Source organism: Nocardia nova (assembly GCF_002933465.1).
Taxonomy (GTDB): Bacteria; Actinomycetota; Actinomycetes; order Mycobacteriales; family Mycobacteriaceae; genus Nocardia; species Nocardia nova_B.
On record NZ_PSZE01000016.1, the window covers coordinates 68389 to 83042 of the forward strand.

14 protein-coding genes are annotated in these 14654 nt (G+C 65.6%); 9 read left to right on the top strand and 5 right to left on the bottom strand.

What is annotated here, in order from left to right; translation table 11 throughout:
* Positions 1 to 464: 464 nt before the first annotated feature.
* A complete protein-coding gene (locus C5E41_RS19605; protein WP_146097616.1) occupies positions 465 to 1325 on the bottom strand; it encodes an IS630 family transposase in 861 nt (286 codons plus the stop codon).
* Between the two features lie 44 nt (positions 1326 to 1369).
* Here C5E41_RS19605 and C5E41_RS34500 point away from each other — a divergent pair, with 44 nt between their 5' ends.
* The 4 genes from C5E41_RS34500 to C5E41_RS19620 all read left to right on the top strand — a co-directional run bounded on the left by C5E41_RS34500 (position 1370) and on the right by C5E41_RS19620 (position 5112).
* Positions 1370 to 1735: a transposase gene (locus tag C5E41_RS34500; RefSeq protein WP_219823198.1), complete on the top strand. Its 366-nt coding sequence runs from the start codon at positions 1370 to 1372 to the stop codon at positions 1733 to 1735.
* A gap of 184 nt (positions 1736 to 1919) precedes the next feature.
* Entirely contained in the window at positions 1920 to 2615 is a 696-nt protein-coding gene (locus tag C5E41_RS34505; RefSeq protein WP_258081088.1) for a hypothetical protein, read from the top strand.
* A gap of 61 nt (positions 2616 to 2676) precedes the next feature.
* Positions 2677 to 4206, top strand: a complete 1530-nt coding sequence (locus tag C5E41_RS19615) for a copper resistance CopC/CopD family protein (RefSeq protein WP_258081089.1) — start codon at positions 2677 to 2679, stop codon at positions 4204 to 4206.
* Between the two features lie 306 nt (positions 4207 to 4512).
* The gene (locus C5E41_RS19620) at positions 4513 to 5112 is read left to right on the top strand and encodes a GrpB family protein (RefSeq protein WP_258081090.1); all 600 of its coding nucleotides are present in this window, start codon (positions 4513 to 4515) and stop codon (positions 5110 to 5112) included.
* A 93-nt stretch (positions 5113 to 5205) separates the two neighbouring features.
* Here the strand turns inward: C5E41_RS19620 and C5E41_RS19625 are convergent, their stop codons facing one another.
* The 3 genes from C5E41_RS19625 to C5E41_RS19635 all read right to left on the bottom strand — a co-directional run bounded on the left by C5E41_RS19625 (position 5206) and on the right by C5E41_RS19635 (position 6516).
* Entirely contained in the window at positions 5206 to 5727 is a 522-nt protein-coding gene (locus C5E41_RS19625) for a GFA family protein (RefSeq protein WP_104377261.1), read from the bottom strand.
* A 205-nt stretch (positions 5728 to 5932) separates the two neighbouring features.
* Positions 5933 to 6154: a hypothetical protein gene (locus C5E41_RS19630; protein WP_104377262.1), complete on the bottom strand. Its 222-nt coding sequence runs from the start codon at positions 6152 to 6154 to the stop codon at positions 5933 to 5935.
* Positions 6151 to 6516, bottom strand: coding sequence for a helix-turn-helix domain-containing protein (locus C5E41_RS19635; protein WP_104377263.1), 366 nt, complete (start codon positions 6514 to 6516; stop codon positions 6151 to 6153). Before C5E41_RS19635 ends, C5E41_RS19630 begins: the two co-directional genes overlap by 4 nt.
* A gap of 866 nt (positions 6517 to 7382) precedes the next feature.
* On the opposite strand from C5E41_RS19635, the gene C5E41_RS19645 reads away from it, so the two are divergent.
* A complete protein-coding gene (locus C5E41_RS19645) occupies positions 7383 to 8183 on the top strand; it encodes an aldose epimerase family protein (protein ID WP_104377329.1) in 801 nt (266 codons plus the stop codon).
* A 203-nt stretch (positions 8184 to 8386) separates the two neighbouring features.
* Here the strand turns inward: C5E41_RS19645 and C5E41_RS19650 are convergent, their stop codons facing one another.
* A complete protein-coding gene (locus C5E41_RS19650; RefSeq protein ID WP_181063319.1) occupies positions 8387 to 9397 on the bottom strand; it encodes an AraC family transcriptional regulator in 1011 nt (336 codons plus the stop codon).
* Between the two features lie 118 nt (positions 9398 to 9515).
* On the opposite strand from C5E41_RS19650, the gene C5E41_RS19655 reads away from it, so the two are divergent.
* The 4 genes from C5E41_RS19655 to C5E41_RS33965 all read left to right on the top strand — a co-directional run bounded on the left by C5E41_RS19655 (position 9516) and on the right by C5E41_RS33965 (position 14648).
* Positions 9516 to 10979 (top strand): aldehyde dehydrogenase family protein, encoded by a 1464-nt coding sequence (locus C5E41_RS19655; RefSeq protein WP_181063320.1) that lies wholly within the window; start codon positions 9516 to 9518, stop codon positions 10977 to 10979.
* 42 nt (positions 10980 to 11021) lie between these two features.
* Entirely contained in the window at positions 11022 to 11636 is a 615-nt protein-coding gene (locus C5E41_RS35760; protein ID WP_104377267.1) for an AMP-binding protein, read from the top strand.
* Between the two features lie 79 nt (positions 11637 to 11715).
* Positions 11716 to 13203: a flavin-containing monooxygenase gene (locus tag C5E41_RS19665; RefSeq protein ID WP_146097610.1), complete on the top strand. Its 1488-nt coding sequence runs from the start codon at positions 11716 to 11718 to the stop codon at positions 13201 to 13203.
* A gap of 80 nt (positions 13204 to 13283) precedes the next feature.
* The gene (locus tag C5E41_RS33965; RefSeq protein WP_181063321.1) at positions 13284 to 14648 is read left to right on the top strand and encodes a wax ester/triacylglycerol synthase family O-acyltransferase; all 1365 of its coding nucleotides are present in this window, start codon (positions 13284 to 13286) and stop codon (positions 14646 to 14648) included.
* Positions 14649 to 14654 lie beyond the last annotated feature (6 nt).

The window sequence follows — 14654 nt, forward strand, 5'->3', positions numbered from 1 at the left end:
GCCCGCCTGACCCTTGATCGTTCGGTTCAACGCCGAATACCTCCAGGGCTCGGGATCGACCAGGCAGTGCGATCGGAGCAATTCCGCTTCACGGCGAAGCTCGACGTGGCGACCAGCATCGAAGGCAATGACAGCGGTGAGAGCCGAACTCGCGTAGCCGCCGACTTCCGTCGCCTGTCACGGTGCTCGGCCCCCGACGCGCCGGTTCTCAACCCCGCGGAAACCTGATCGTGCGGCCCACGGTCCACTGCAGTGCGGGGGACTTCGAGCAACATCGCTGCGGGCAAACAGTGCATATCGTCAGACCTACCAGCCGCGAAAGATGCTGGGGGAGTGCCAATATCGCGAGAAGTCGATGTGGGGGCAATTCGTAACCATCACGCGGATTCCCCAAGTGGGGTCCCTGACCGCCCGTGCCTACGTTAGCGTTCAAATACCCTGACCTATCAAGCGCTAGTGCCGCGTCAGGCAATGTTGGTTAGGTAATTCGGCCGTCGGATCTTGGATCCGACGGCGAAGTCACGGATGGGTTCGGCGTGCTGGTTGCGCCAACGGACGTAGGTGGCGATCGCGTCGTCTTGTTCGCCAGGACTGCGGTGGTCGGTGCCGTTGAGGGCGAAGTACCGCAGTGCCGCGAACTCGCATTCGACCCGGTTCAGCCACGACGAATACGTGGGCAGGAACACGAGTTCGATAGCGTTGACCGAGCACCACGCTCGGACCTCGGCGCGCTTGTGGACCGAGTAGTTGTCGCAGATCAGATACAGTTTCTGGTCCGGCCACCGGTCCCGCACAGACTTCAGGAACGCCAGGAACTCGGTCCATCGTTTCCGGTCCCGGATCCGGTAGCACAACTGCCCGGTCCGCAGGTCCAAGGCGCCGAACGTGTGCCGGACACCCTGGGTCCGGTGGTAGATCGCTCGCAGCCGGCGCGGCCGCCGGGCGGTGAACCAGCCTCGGCCGCCGCGGGGTTGAAGGTCCAGCGGGCCGAACTCGTCCACGCAGATCACCCGACCGTCGGCAGGCGGATTGCCGTAAAGATCGAGGACTCGTGTCATCGTGGCTTGAAAGTCGGGGTCGTTGCCGGCTTTCCGGGTTTTCGTGGCCTGCCACGACACCCCACCGGTGTTGAGGATCTGTCGGACGGTCTCGCGGCTGATATCGGCAATCGTGTTGGTCCGCAACACTTCTGCCGGTTTCGACAGGCTCCGTGTCGAGAACGGCCAGCCCAAGTCACGGGGACAGCACCGGGGGATCTGACAGATCCGATCACGTGTCGCCTGATCGGTCTTGGCCGGTCTGCCCCCGCTCCATGTTGGGTCCAGAGCGTCGAAACCCTTCTCGTTGAAATCGCCGTGGTCATGGCAGTGTGTATGCGGCGCTGGACCGCGGCCGGATCGACACCGACCGGCCGCGGCGAGCGCTGGCGGCGGTGCCGCTGCCGCGAGCCGCGGACGGCCGGCTGGTGCTGGCGGTGGACATCACCTGCTGGCTGCGGCCCGAAGCGCACACCTGCCCGCAGCGGATCCTGTGTCACACCTACGGCCGGGCCAAGAACACTCACCAGATGATCCCGGGCTGGCCGTTCTCGGTGGTCTGCGCGCTCGACACCGGCCGCAGCTCCTGGACCGCACCGCTGGACGCGGTCCGGCTCGCGCCGGGTGACGACGCCGCCGAGATCACCGCAACCCAGCTGCGGTCGGTGATCGGCAATCTGATCACCGCTGGTCAGTGACGGTCCGGTGATCCCGACATCTGGGTTGTCGCCGATGCCGGCTACGACGGGCCCCGGCTGGCGTTCCTGCTTCTGCCCGTGAGGGTGCTGGCCCGCATGCGGTCGGGACCGCGTCTTGCGTCGTGCCGCACCGCCTTGGTTGCCCGGCACCACTGGCCGACCGCCCCGTCATGGTGGTGAGTTCGTGTTCGGCGACCTCGCGACCTGGGGTGAACCTGCGACCGAAACTGTCACCGAGACCAGGCTTTACGGTCCCGCGCATGCCCGGTCGTGGGACCGGCTGCATCCCCGGCTGACCCACCGTTCGTCCTGGGTCGCGCAAGCTGGGACGCTGCCGGTGATCGAGGGCACCGTGATCCGCCTCGATGTCGAGCGCCTGCCCAGCGGCGCGATACCGAAACCGGTCTGGTTGTGGCATTCGGGCACAGGCCTCGACACCGGCACCGTCGATCTGCTCTGGCAGGCGTTCCTGCGCCGGTTCGATATCGAGCACACCTTCCGCATGCTCAAGCAAACCCTCGGCTGGACCGCCCCCAAACCCCGCGACCACGCCGGCGCGGACCGGTGGACCTGGATGCTGCTCGCCGCCTACACCCAGTTGCGCCTGGCTCGCGGACTCGCGCGGGATCAGCGGCGGCCGTGGGAGAAACCCGTTGCCGCACAACAACTCACGCCAGCACGGGTCCGCCGGGTATTTCGGCACCTGCGCCCGAACATCGCCTGTCCAGCCAGCGCACCGAAACCCTCACGTCCTGGTCCCGGCCGACCGGCGGGCCGCCGCAACCAGCGGCCCGCACCCCGCCACGACGTCCACATGAAGACCGCGAGCAACACTCGCGCACCAACCCCCGCAGGGCCACGACCACGCCGAACAGGTTAAAACTCGAGCTAGGGGTGTACGGCGGTGCCGGTTCGTTCTACTCGTCGCGATCGCGGCGCAGGTGTGGTCGGCCGGCGCCGCGTCGGCGCATGCCGTGCTGGTGTCGACGGACCCGGGACCGGGAGCCCATGTCGACACGTCGCCGGCTGAGCTGCGTTTGCAACTCGACGAGCCGGTCACGCTGGTCGCTGAGTCCGCGCAGCTGATCGACAGCGGCGGAAAACGATTCGCGTTGTCGGGCACGCGGCTCGACGACGGGCAGCGTCGCGTTGTGCTGGTCCCGGCCGCGCCCGTTCCGGACGGGGCCTACCTGGCCACCGCGCGCGTCGTGTCGGCCGACACCCATGTGGTGTCGTTGTCGATTCAGTTCACCGTGGGCACGGTGACCGCGCCGGGGCATTTCGCCGATCGTTCGTCGCCCGGTATCGAGCACTATCTCGATTCTCCGACGCGGGGCCTCACCTATCTCGGGCTGATACTGTCGGCTGGTTTGTACGCTGCGGCGTGCTGGGTACGGCCGTCGGTGGTCCGGAGGCGGCGTTTCCAGGTGGTCTATCGGGTTGGAAACGCGGTCTTCTCGGCCGGGTTCGTATTTCGGTTTTTCGTTCTGGTCGCGCAGCAGTCCGGTGGTCCGTCCGATATCTCGGGCGCGAGCGCACGCACTGTCCTCGACAGCCCGCACGGGGCGGTGGCCGCAGTCGCGGTGCTCGCCTCGATTGTTGCTGTCGCGGTCGTCTCCCGTGGCAGCCGCAGTGCCGTGGCGGCCGGCGTATTACAAGCAGTCGCAGCGGTTCTCGCGGTGACGCTGGATGGCCACGGTGGCTCGGCGCAGGGGTGGCCATGGTTGTTCACCGGCACGCTGTTGCATGTCTATGACATCACCGCGTGGCTGGGTGGTGTCGTTGTCGTCGCGTTCGTGCTCCGCGGTGTGCGGGATCCGGCGCGATGGCACGCCGTCGCGGTCGGGCACGTGGCGGCGGCCGTCGCCGGGGGGACTGTGCTCGCGGTGCTGCAGGTACAGCCGTTGGAGGCTCTCCTGCATACCATCTACGGCCTGGTCCTGACAGTCAAAGCCATTGTGGCAGCGGGTGTTGTGGCGCTCGGCTACCTGAGTTCGCGGTGGTTTCGCCGCACCGGTGCCATCGCCGGCCGGCCCCGAACCGTCGTACTGGAGACGGTGCTGGCGGTCGTGGTGCTGGCGGTGACCTCGGTGCTGGCGACGCTGGCTCCGGCGAAGGACACCTACACCACCGACATCGCGACCACGCTCGACTTCGGGGCGGCGCAGGTGCTGCACATCGGCATCGACTCGATCCGGCACGGCCCGCAGCGACTCACCGTCGATTACCCGCCCGCGAAGCTACCTGTTGCGCAACATGTTTCGGCTACGGTTAGCGTCGACCTGTCCTCGGAATCGGCAAATGTGGCCCGATTGCCGGTGACGTTGGGACGGCCGGTGGTGGATAACGGGGCGCTGGTGTGGCGCAGCGATCAGCTCGTTGTTCCGGCACCAGGGAATTGGAAGGTCACCGTCCGGTTCGACGACGGCACCGGTCCGAAATTGGCCTCGTTCTATTACTGGGTGCTGTGAATTCGAGATGTTCGGTCGGTGCAGTCGACTTCCTGGGCGATGGCCGTCCACTCACCGGCCGCATATCGGCGGCACGATCTGCCGAGGGGCTGGCCACGCCACCGACCCCAGAGGCTGAATTTTGCACTGTGCAGCTCTTCGAGCACGTCGGGGGCCATCGTTGTGCCGAGGGCGATTGCCTCCAACGTCGTCGAAACCGCCCACAGCACTCTCGTCACCGGCCCCACCTGGCAACGGCGCGACACTGTAACCACCGCCGAGGTATGTTTCATAAACTTGCTGTCCGGTATCGGAAGGTGTGTCCACGTGTCGTTTCCGCCCGAGATCACGCAACGGCTCCGTAGTACCCCCGAACAGATGGCCGCCGCCTGGGTCGGCGAGAGTCCCTCGAAGGTCGAACCCGTCGTTCTCGTCCCTTACAACCCGTGCTGGCCACGAATGTTCGACGAGCAAGCCGACACGATCCGGAAAGCCCTTGCCGGTCAACAGATCACAACCGAGCATGTCGGCAGTACCGCAGTCCCCGGCCTGGCCGCCAAACCGATCATCGACATCGACCTCATCGTGACCGACTCCGCCGACGAGGCCACATACGTACCCCAGCTGGAACAAGCCGGTTTCCGCCTGGTTCTACGGGAGCCCTCCTGGCACCAGCACCGAATGCTCGCCCGCACCGACCCGGCGGTGAACCTGCACGTGTTCAGCCCGAACGCACCCGAGCACATCCGACATCTGGTCTTTCGCGACTGGCTACGCACCCACCCCAGCGACCGGGACCTCTACGAAACCGCCAAGCGCCACCTCGCCGCGAAGACCGCCGACACACCGACCGACTACAACCTGGCCAAGAACCCGATCATCGATGAAATCTACGGCCGAGCCTTCGACCACGCTGCCCAACGATGAGGGCGCCCAGGCGAACCCTTGGCATGGTACCCAACAAGCGCTGGGAGCGGGCCTTGCGGCCAGCTCAGAGGGCCGTCGTGCAAGGTCGGTGTCTCAACTCAACGGCCCCATCCACGGGACTGCGTTGTGCGCAAAGCTCTGCTTGACCGGTACCAGGCCAGAATGATCATCCAACGCCGTGATCGTGACCCCCACCCACCCGAGTTCATCGCCCTTGGAGGCGATCGACGAACCACACTTCGGACAGAACCCGCGGCCGATCTGAGGGAACGTCTCGAACCATGTGGGCTCACCACCCGGACCGGTCCACGCGAATCCTTCCTCGGGAAAAGACACCCACGACATCACCGGAGCGCCTGAAAGTCGCTGACAGTGCTCGCAGGAACACAAATGAGGGAAGTCGGGATCGCCGGTCGCGGAGAACCGGATATTGCCACAGAGGCAGCCGCCGTTCACATCGCTCCTTTCGCACGCCCCGACACCATGTCGTACCACGGGAGCGTACGAGAGGGGTCCGACAAGACTGTGTGAGCGTATGTACGGCGTAGTCGGAAGGCATGCCCATGACTCGCCTGGCCCCTGCGGATTCACTCTGGCCCACTGTCCAGGTTCCATCGGATCCGCGACGTCCTGTCGACGTTTCTGTGGATCGGGGCGGATGGCGATCGCGATTATTTCCCAGACTCACGGTGCATCGAAGCGTCATTGAACAGCGGTTTTGCGAATCTATCGGAATGTAGGCGCCGGTGCATAGGCCCATCGACCAACACAGCGATCGCATGCCCCTGATGGTACGGAGGTTCGGCGCTGGTGCCGGCCGTCAGTCGGGCGGGGCCGTATCGGTGGTGTAGGTGACCGGCCAGCGAGTGACTCCTGGCGAGTGTGGTTGGCCGGTGCCGTATTCGATGGTGGTGGCCGATGTGCCGGTGCGTGCCAAGGCCGAGGTGATGTGGAGGCGGATCACCGCGTCGAGAACGGCGGGGGCCATCGCCCGGGGAAGGAACACGTCCATGTGGCCGGTGCGGGTGTCGGGCGCGTTCACGTCGTTTCGGTGGGGTTGTTGCGCTGGTCGAGGGTATGTTGCAGTTCGGTGTTGAGGCGTTGGGCCTCGGCGAGCTGGTCTTCGAGGATGACGATGCGGCACGCGGCGTCGAGGGCGTTGCCGGCGTCGACGAGTTCGCGCACGCGGGCAGCGATACGCAGCTGGTAGCGCGAGTAGCGGCGGTGCCCGCCGGCGGATCGTTGCGGGGTCAGCAGTTGCGCGGCGTCGAGGCTGCGCAGGAACGCTTGGGTGACACCGAGGATTTCCGCGGCGCGTCCCATCGAGTAGGCGGGGTAATCGTCGTCGTCGAGTTTGTCGGCGGCACTGGGACCGGCGGCGGGGTGGGGATTGGGTTGTTGCACAGGGCCTCTCGGGGTCAACGCCAACAGGCCCCGGCGCGGCGCGCCGAGGCCTTTGGATCTACGAAGGGGGAACATTTCATTGCGGTTCACCGGCCCCGCAGGGCCGCTGTGGCACACCACATCCGATGCTCTCCGGATGCGGAACTGATGAACGTCTCTTCAGTGACCACCTCCTGGATCGCCGGTCTTCCTGCTGTGCTTGTGCATTTCGATTGTTCGGTAGTGCCTGGTCCCCTTCCGGCGGGTCCGGCCGACTGCTCCGGGTCTCGCTGTCATCCGCCGGAAGGGGACGGCGGAACTTACTTCTTCCGGGCAGTTCACCTGCCCGGCCACTTGGACTCGTTAATTCGAACGACAGTGACTCTACAACGAACCTCAACGAATGTCTACACCCGACACCACAGATTTTCGACTGCCGCTGCGACTGTCTATGTCACATGTGTGGACCGGGTATATCTGGCGGAACCTCGGCGAGGCGGTCGAACGCACCGTGGCACGCCACCGCGCCCGTCTGGCCGCCGCGACCGTCACACCCGAATCCGAGCCGCAGGGTCGGCCCCACATCACCGAGCTCGCTACCGAAATGCATGGCGGGCCAGCTGCACCCGAGCAACGTCAGGATCGCACGGCGGTGCGGACACGCCAGCGCTGTCCGGAAGGTGTGGTGGCGGTGCGCCCGCGGGCAGGAATCGGCATCCCGCATCAGCACTCGGATCGAGAAGGGCTGTCACTTCTGCACGTAGTGTCGGTTGAGCCTGGTGGTCGGTTTCGCGGGACTTCCGGAATGCAGTGGTCGAGATCAAATAAAGCTCACAGCGGCCCGGTGCGGTCCTTGGCTTCGGACTTCGAGCCGTATTGTCGGGGTGGTGACCAATGCCAAGCAGATCGTGCGACTCGCCCTGGGCGACGCTGCTGTCACCATCGACCCCGGCAATGGGTGCCGGATCAGCAGCATGACCGTTGACGGCATCGAATTGCTCCGCCAGGGAACCGAATACGGCGCCTTCCCGATGGTGCCCTGGTGCGGCCGCCTCGCTTACGGCCGCTTCCGCAATGGTGGCGATGTCCACCAGATGCCGGTCAACCACCCGCCGCACGCCATCCACGGCACCGGCCGGGACTCCGCCTGGAGCACAACCCGGGCGGACGACACATCAGCTGCATTCACCGTCGACCTTGCTGCTCCGTGGCCCTACCCTGGCCGCATCACGCAGCGGGTAGAACTCGGCGAGGAAGCTCTGACACTCACTCTGGGGATCGAAGCCTCGGCGGATTCGTTTCCGGCGCAGGCCGGCTGGCATCCCTGGTTCCTGCGCAACCTCGGCAAGGGTGAAGATGTCGAGATCGACTTTCGTGCGTCATGGCAGGAATCCCGTGGCCAGGACTACCTGCCCACCGGTAAGCGCATCGACCCCCTGCCCGGGCCCTGGGACGACTGCTTCGGGATGCCCGACGGCGTCGACGTCACCCTCACCTGGCCCGGTGCCATCGAATTGAAGGTCACCAGCGCCGCCGAGTGGGTCGTTATCTACGACCAGCAGCCCGGGGCGGTCTGCGTCGAACCGCAGAGCGGGCCCCCGAACGGCCTCAACACCCTGCCGCGGCTGGTCACGCCCATCGACCCGCTCGAAATTTCTACGACGTGGAGCTGGCGGCCCCTGACATAACACCGCCGACCGGCTCGGCAGGGCAAGCGCTCCCGACCGAGAGGGTGGTGGGATGTGGCCTCAGGCGGGGTTGAGATGCAGGAATTCGACTGTGCCGTCCAGTGGCCGCGACCGAGAGTGCGCCAGAGCCGACCTTTCCGGCAGCGCTGTTGCACTGCAGGATGATTCTGGCGCAGTCGTCCGGACCGGTTTAGCTGGGGGTATCAGCGGCGGGTGCGGGCGTAGCGTCCTGGAGTGGTTCCGGTCCAGCGGGTGAAGGCGTGAGTGAAGCTGGATGCGTCGGCGTAGCCGAGGCGGTCGGCGACATCTTCGACGGTGGTGCCGATGGTCAGCAGTTCCTCGGCCAGGAGCTGGCGGGTTTCGTCCAGCAGTTCCCGGAAGGAGGTCTGTTCGTCGTCGAGGCGGCGTCGCAGGGTACGGACGCTGATCCGCAGTTCGGCCGCGACCTCTTTCTGGCCGATGGTGACGCCGCGGCTGAGTAGGATTTCGCGCACGGTGGCGCCGACGCCCTCGCGTGCGCGGCGGCGCTGCATGATGTCGAAGGCTTGTCGTTCGGCGATCGCGGCCGCGTGTGAATTGGCCTGCGGCATGGGTAGATCGAGCACGTCACGGTTGAAGTGCAGGCGTGTGACGGGGGCGTCGAATTCCGGCTGTGAGCCGAGCAGAGCGGTGAACTCGTCGATGTATTCCGGTGCAGGACAGGACAGCTCGACTTTCGTGGGCGGGACTGTCCAGCCGAATACCTGGTGGTCGACGGTCATGGTTTCGGCGAGGTCGCGCTCGAGGAGAAAGGTACGTAACTCCGGTGGGACGGGGGAGTAGTCGGCGCTGGCCACGGCTTCGTCATCGCGTTCGTCGAAGCGCCAGCGCGCGAAGGAGTAGCTGATATCCATCAGTTCCACCCCAATGCGCCAGCCGTGCCGCACGGTGGGACTGCTGAGGACGGCAAAGGCCCAGATGCCATGGTCGAGTAGGTCGTAGCGGCAGCCTGCCTGCAGGCCGAGCGCGGGGATGTGACCGATCGTGGTGACGACGTTGTGGACGAGTCGCAGTTCCTGGTGGGCCAGGATCTCTGCGGCGGGGTCGTCGAGCATCGAGGGTGTGATGCCGGTCCCGGCGAGGCAGTGCGTGATCTCCATACCGTGCTCGGTCGCCAGTCGGGTCAGGATGGCCGCACTGGCGATCGATCGCGGCAAATTCAGGCGCGGGGCCATGGTGAGCATCCTTGTCCATCTGGCCGAAAAGAACAAGTATTGGCTCTTGATCTCATGGTTTCCGCATCGGCCGGTTCCTACCGTTGGTGACAGCGGACACAGACAAAGGGATCGGGTGATGGAGATCAACCTCGCGAGTGAGCGGCTCGGCACGAATGATCGACCGCAGGTCGATGTGCCCGGGCTGATCGGCGGGCTGCGTGCGGCGCAGCCGGCGTGGGAGGCGTCGGGTGTGGCCCAGCGTGTGCGCTGGTTGCGCCGTTACGCCGACTGGCTGCTCGACAACGAGGACCGCATCGTGGGTCTGCTCGCTGCGGAGGTGGGAAAGCCCCTGGTGGAAGCCAGGATCGAATTCACGGCGCCGATCGAGCTGATCAAATATCTCACCGGTGAGGCGAAGCGCATGGTGCGAACCGAGCGTCCTCGCTCGGCGAATACGCTCGGGTCTTTGAAGTCGGTGACCGTTGCTCATCGGCCGTATCCGGTGGTCGGGGTGATCACTCCGTGGAATTTTCCGTTGGGATTGGCACTGTGCGATGCGATTCCGGCGTTGCTGGCCGGCGCCGCGGTGGTGGTCAAACCTGCTCCGGCCACTCCGGACTGTGTGCTGACGGCCCTGGAGGGTTGGTCTGAAATCGGTGCGCCCCCGGTTCTTTCAGCACTTTTCGGTGGCACCGAGGTCGGTCGCGCGTTGGTTGAGCAGGTCGATTATGTGCAGTTCACCGGTTCGACTGCGACTGGCCGTACAATCGCGGCGCAGTGCGGTGATCGGCTGATTCCGTGTGCGCTGGAACTGGGGGGCAAAGATCCGGCGGTGGTGCTGTCGGATGCCGATGTGGACTTCACCGCGCGCGGAATAGCGTGGGGCGCCTTGGCCAATGCCGGTCAGATGTGTACCTCGATCGAGCGGGTGTTCGTCGAAGTGTCGGTATTCGACGAGTTCGTCGGCAAGCTTGCCGCGCACGTGTCGTCGCTTCGCAAAGGCCGCGATATCGGCAGTCTGGCGACTTCTGAGCAGGTCGATGTGGTGATCCGCCATCTCGACGATGCGATCGCCGCGGGCGCCACCGTGGTCTGCGGCGGCCGGTACTCGCGGGCCGCGCGCTGGGTCGAGCCGACGGTCCTCATCGATGTCGATCCCAGCATGGCGTGTCTCCGGGAGGAGACCTTCGGGCCGTTGATCCCGGTGATGGCGGTAGCCGGCGAGGACGAGGCAGTGCGATTGGCCAACGACAGCGATTTCGGACTGTCGGCCAGTGTGTGGTCGCGCGATCGTGTTCGCGCGCAGCGGGTTGCGGCTCGGCTGGAGGCCGGAGCGGTGAACATCAATGATTCCCACGCCAACGTATTCCTGCTGTCGGCGCCGATGCACGGCTGGAAGCAGTCCGGGCTCGGTGGGCGCTTCGGCGGCGCGCAGGCGGTGCTGAAGTACTGCCGGCCGCACGCGGTCACCACGGCCCGCGTGCCGCTGCCGTACCAGCGGCATCTGCTTTGGTTCCCCTACACCGATCTCGGCGCCGCCGTAGTCGGGCGGATGATGCGGGCGCTGGCAGCGACCGGCATCCGCCGACTGCGTCGATGAGCGGCGCATCGCACAATCGGTCCCGCCGGAGGTAATCGGACAATGACATCGGTAACCGAGAATTCTCGCAACTACCTCGGCATGGCTTGCGCCGAACCGGCACTGGTGGACGAGCGCGGCGTGCTGACCTACGGCGAATTCGATCGCCGGTCCAATGCGCTGGCCAATACTCCTCTGGCACAGGGTATTACGCCGGGCTCGGTGATCGCCATACTGGCCCGCGATCACCGGGGCCTGGTGTTGGCCATCAGCGCGGCCGGACGCGCGGGACTGCGGTTGGCGATGATGAATACCGGCTTCGCCAAGCCACCGTTCGCCGAGGTCGCCGCACGCGAAGGGGTGCGCGCGGTCCTGCACGACGAGGAATCCTGCGACCTCCTCGACGCGCTGATAGCCTCCGGCGGCACGGACCTTCCGAACCCGCTTGCTCAGCCGGGCGGCTTCATCATCTTGACCAGCGGAACCGCCGGTCTGCCCAAGGGATCGCCGCGTTGCCCGGCGTGGATGATGCCGCCGTCGTCGGCGGCCCGGACGATGATTTCGGCAAACGGCTGCGACGCGGTCATCCATCGTGGCAGCCTCCGGCGCCGTCCTCGATGCCGAAACCGTCTAGGAGTACGTCCGGTCGAATCCGGCCCGCGACACGGTGCCCCGTGACGTGATCTTCGTCGACGAACTTCCCTGCAACGCCACCGGGAAGGTGGTACGCCGCACGCTCGAAAGAATTGGACTTCGCATGAACACCGTCGAAACACCCACGTCTGCACCATTCTCCGTGGCCATCATCGGTTGCGGCTTCGGTGGTCTGGGGGCAGCGATCGAACTGGAACGCCACGGCATCGGCACGTACACCGTCTTCGAGAAGGGCGACGGGGTCGGGGGAGTGTGGCGGGCAAACCACTACCCGGGTGCCGCTTGTGATGTGCCGTCGTCGACCTACTCGTACTCCTTCGAGCTCGAGACCGAATGGTCACAGCGTTTCGGCACCCAGCATGAGATCCGGGCGTATCTGGAGCGCACGGCGGTGAAATACGGTGTGGCACCGAAGATTTCGTCCAATACCGAGGTGATCGCCGCCACCTTCGACGAACGCTGCGGTCGCTGGCAGATCGAACTCGATGACGGTGAGCGGCAGTGGTTCGACGCCGTGATCTGCGCGACAGGACAGCTGTCGCGGCCCAAGGTTCCCGATATCGAAGGCCGGGAAACATTCTCCGGCAACCAGTTCCACTCCGCGCAGTGGGATGACGCGGTCGATTTGGCCGGTAAGCGGGTGGCCGTGGTCGGCAGTGGCGCCAGCGCCGTGCAGATCGTGCCGGCCATCGTCGATCGTGTCGACGAATTGGACGTCATCCAGCGGTCGCCGAACTGGATCGGCAACAAATGGAACCACAAGACCAACCCGTGCATTCGCCGCCTGCTGCGGACGGTGCCAGGGCTGGCGCGCGCACAGCACAACCTGGAATGGCTGTGGTACGAGATGCGAGTACCGTTGATCTACAACCGATTCGATCCGCTGCGGGCGGGTCTGCATGCCTGGTTGCGCTACAAGATCCGCCGCGAGATCTCCGACCCGCAGCTCCGTCGCAAGGTCACACCCGATTACAAGGCAGGATGCAATCGCCTGCTGCTGTCCAGCGACTGGTATCCGGCGCTCGACCGCTCACATGTCTCGGTGCACGCCGAAGGTGTGACGCGGGTGACGCCGTCGGGGCTGGTACTCGGCGACGGCACAACAGTCGATGCGGATGTGATCGTCTGGTGTACCGGATTCACCGCCACCGAATATCTCGCCCCGATCGACATCACCGGTCGCGGTGGGCGCAAGCTGCACACCGAGTGGAAGTCCGGCCCGGAGGCGTATATGGGAATTACGGTCGCCGGCTATCCGAATCTGTTCATGATCTACGGCCCGAACACCGGCTCGCTCACCAACACGATCATCTTTTTGCTCGAGAAACAGGCCCGCTACGCCCGCAAGGCGATCGAACACAGCGCCCGCACCGGCCGGTGGCTGGACGTGCGGAAAAGCGTTCAAGACGAATACAACCGGCGACTCCGGCAGCGCCTGTCGCACACGGTATTCACCAGCGGGTGTCCTGGCTGGTACCACACGGCCGAGGGGAAGGTGGTCGCCGTCTGGCCCGGGTCGCACATCGCCTACGCGCGCGCGACCGCTCGGGTCGACCTCACCGCCTACGAGACCGGGCAACGATCGGCGTGACTGCGAACACCTACCACCCCCCATTCCCTGTTGTGCCGACCGGACGCGACGATGAACCGCCGCCGGGCCGGCGGCCGAGGATGTCGCCAACCGAACGAATCTTCTTCGCCGCAGAGTCACACAAGAGCCCTCAACACGTAGCCGTCTTGGCACGGTTCCGGTTCCCCGACGACGCGCCCGACGGCTATGTCCACGATCTGGTGGCCGCGATGCGCGCGGTCACCACCGTGGTCGCGCCATTCAATTACCGCCTGCGGCAATCACCGCTGCGCACGTTGAGACCAGCCTGGGAGGTTCTCGACGACGACCGAGTCGATCTGGACTATCACTGCCGGCACCTGGCGCTGCCCGAGACGGGCAGCGAACGGGAATTCGGTGCTTTGGTCTCGCATTTGCATTCTCGCCCTTTGGATTTGACCCGTCCGCTATGGGAATGGGTGGTTATCGAAGGATTCGCTCAGCGATGCTGGGCCCTGTACTTCAAGGTGCACCACGCCCTGATGGACGGCGCCGGCGGCGGTCTGCGCGCCAAGGACATGCTCACCATCGATCCCGGCGACCGAGGTGTGCGCCCGATCTGGAGCCTGACCCCCACCGTGCGCCCGGCCCGCGCGGCCACCGGCTCCCGTCGCCGCGGGATCGGCCAGGCCCTTTCGATCACAGCTGCCGTGAGTGCGCTCACTGTCCGGATGGTTCGCGACCGCCGCCACGGCGACGCCGACCTCGCCGTGCCGTTCGCCGCACCCCGCACCCTGCTCAACCGGCGCATCGGAACACAACGCCGATTCGCCACCCAGTCCTATGATCTCGACCGCGTCACCGCGCTAGCGGCAGCGTCGGGCACCACCGTCAACGAGGTGTACTTGACCATTGTCGGCGGCGGGTTGCGCCGCTACCTGCACGAGCTCGGGCAACTTCCCGATCGGACACTGACCGCGGCAACCCCGGTCAACGTCCGGGAGCACGATCACACCAGCCACAACGCCTTCACCATGACCGTCATGAATCTGGGCACCGATATCGCCGACCCCTATGCCCGCCTGGCCGCCGTACAGCGATCCAGCACCCGGGCAAAAACCGAATTACGGCGACTGCCCGCGCACGTGGTGCCGCTGTCGGCGGCATCGTTCATGGGGCCGTTCGTGGTCCAGAATCTGCTCGGCCTCGGCGGCCGCACCGCACCGCCCTACAACGTCGCGGTCTCGAACGTGCCCCTGTTCAGCGAGGACATGTACCTGGCCGGTTCGAGGCTCGAAGAAGCCTACCCACTCGCCATCGCCTTCCACGGGGTCGGATTGTTCATCTCGGTATTCGCCGCGGCCGGACGGTTCAACATCGGGTTCACCGGCGACCGTGACTCGCTGCCGCATCTGCAGCGGCTGGCCGTATATACCGGCCGAGCGCTGGAGGAACTGGAAGATGCTGTCCTGGGCAAGGAGCCGTGACCATGT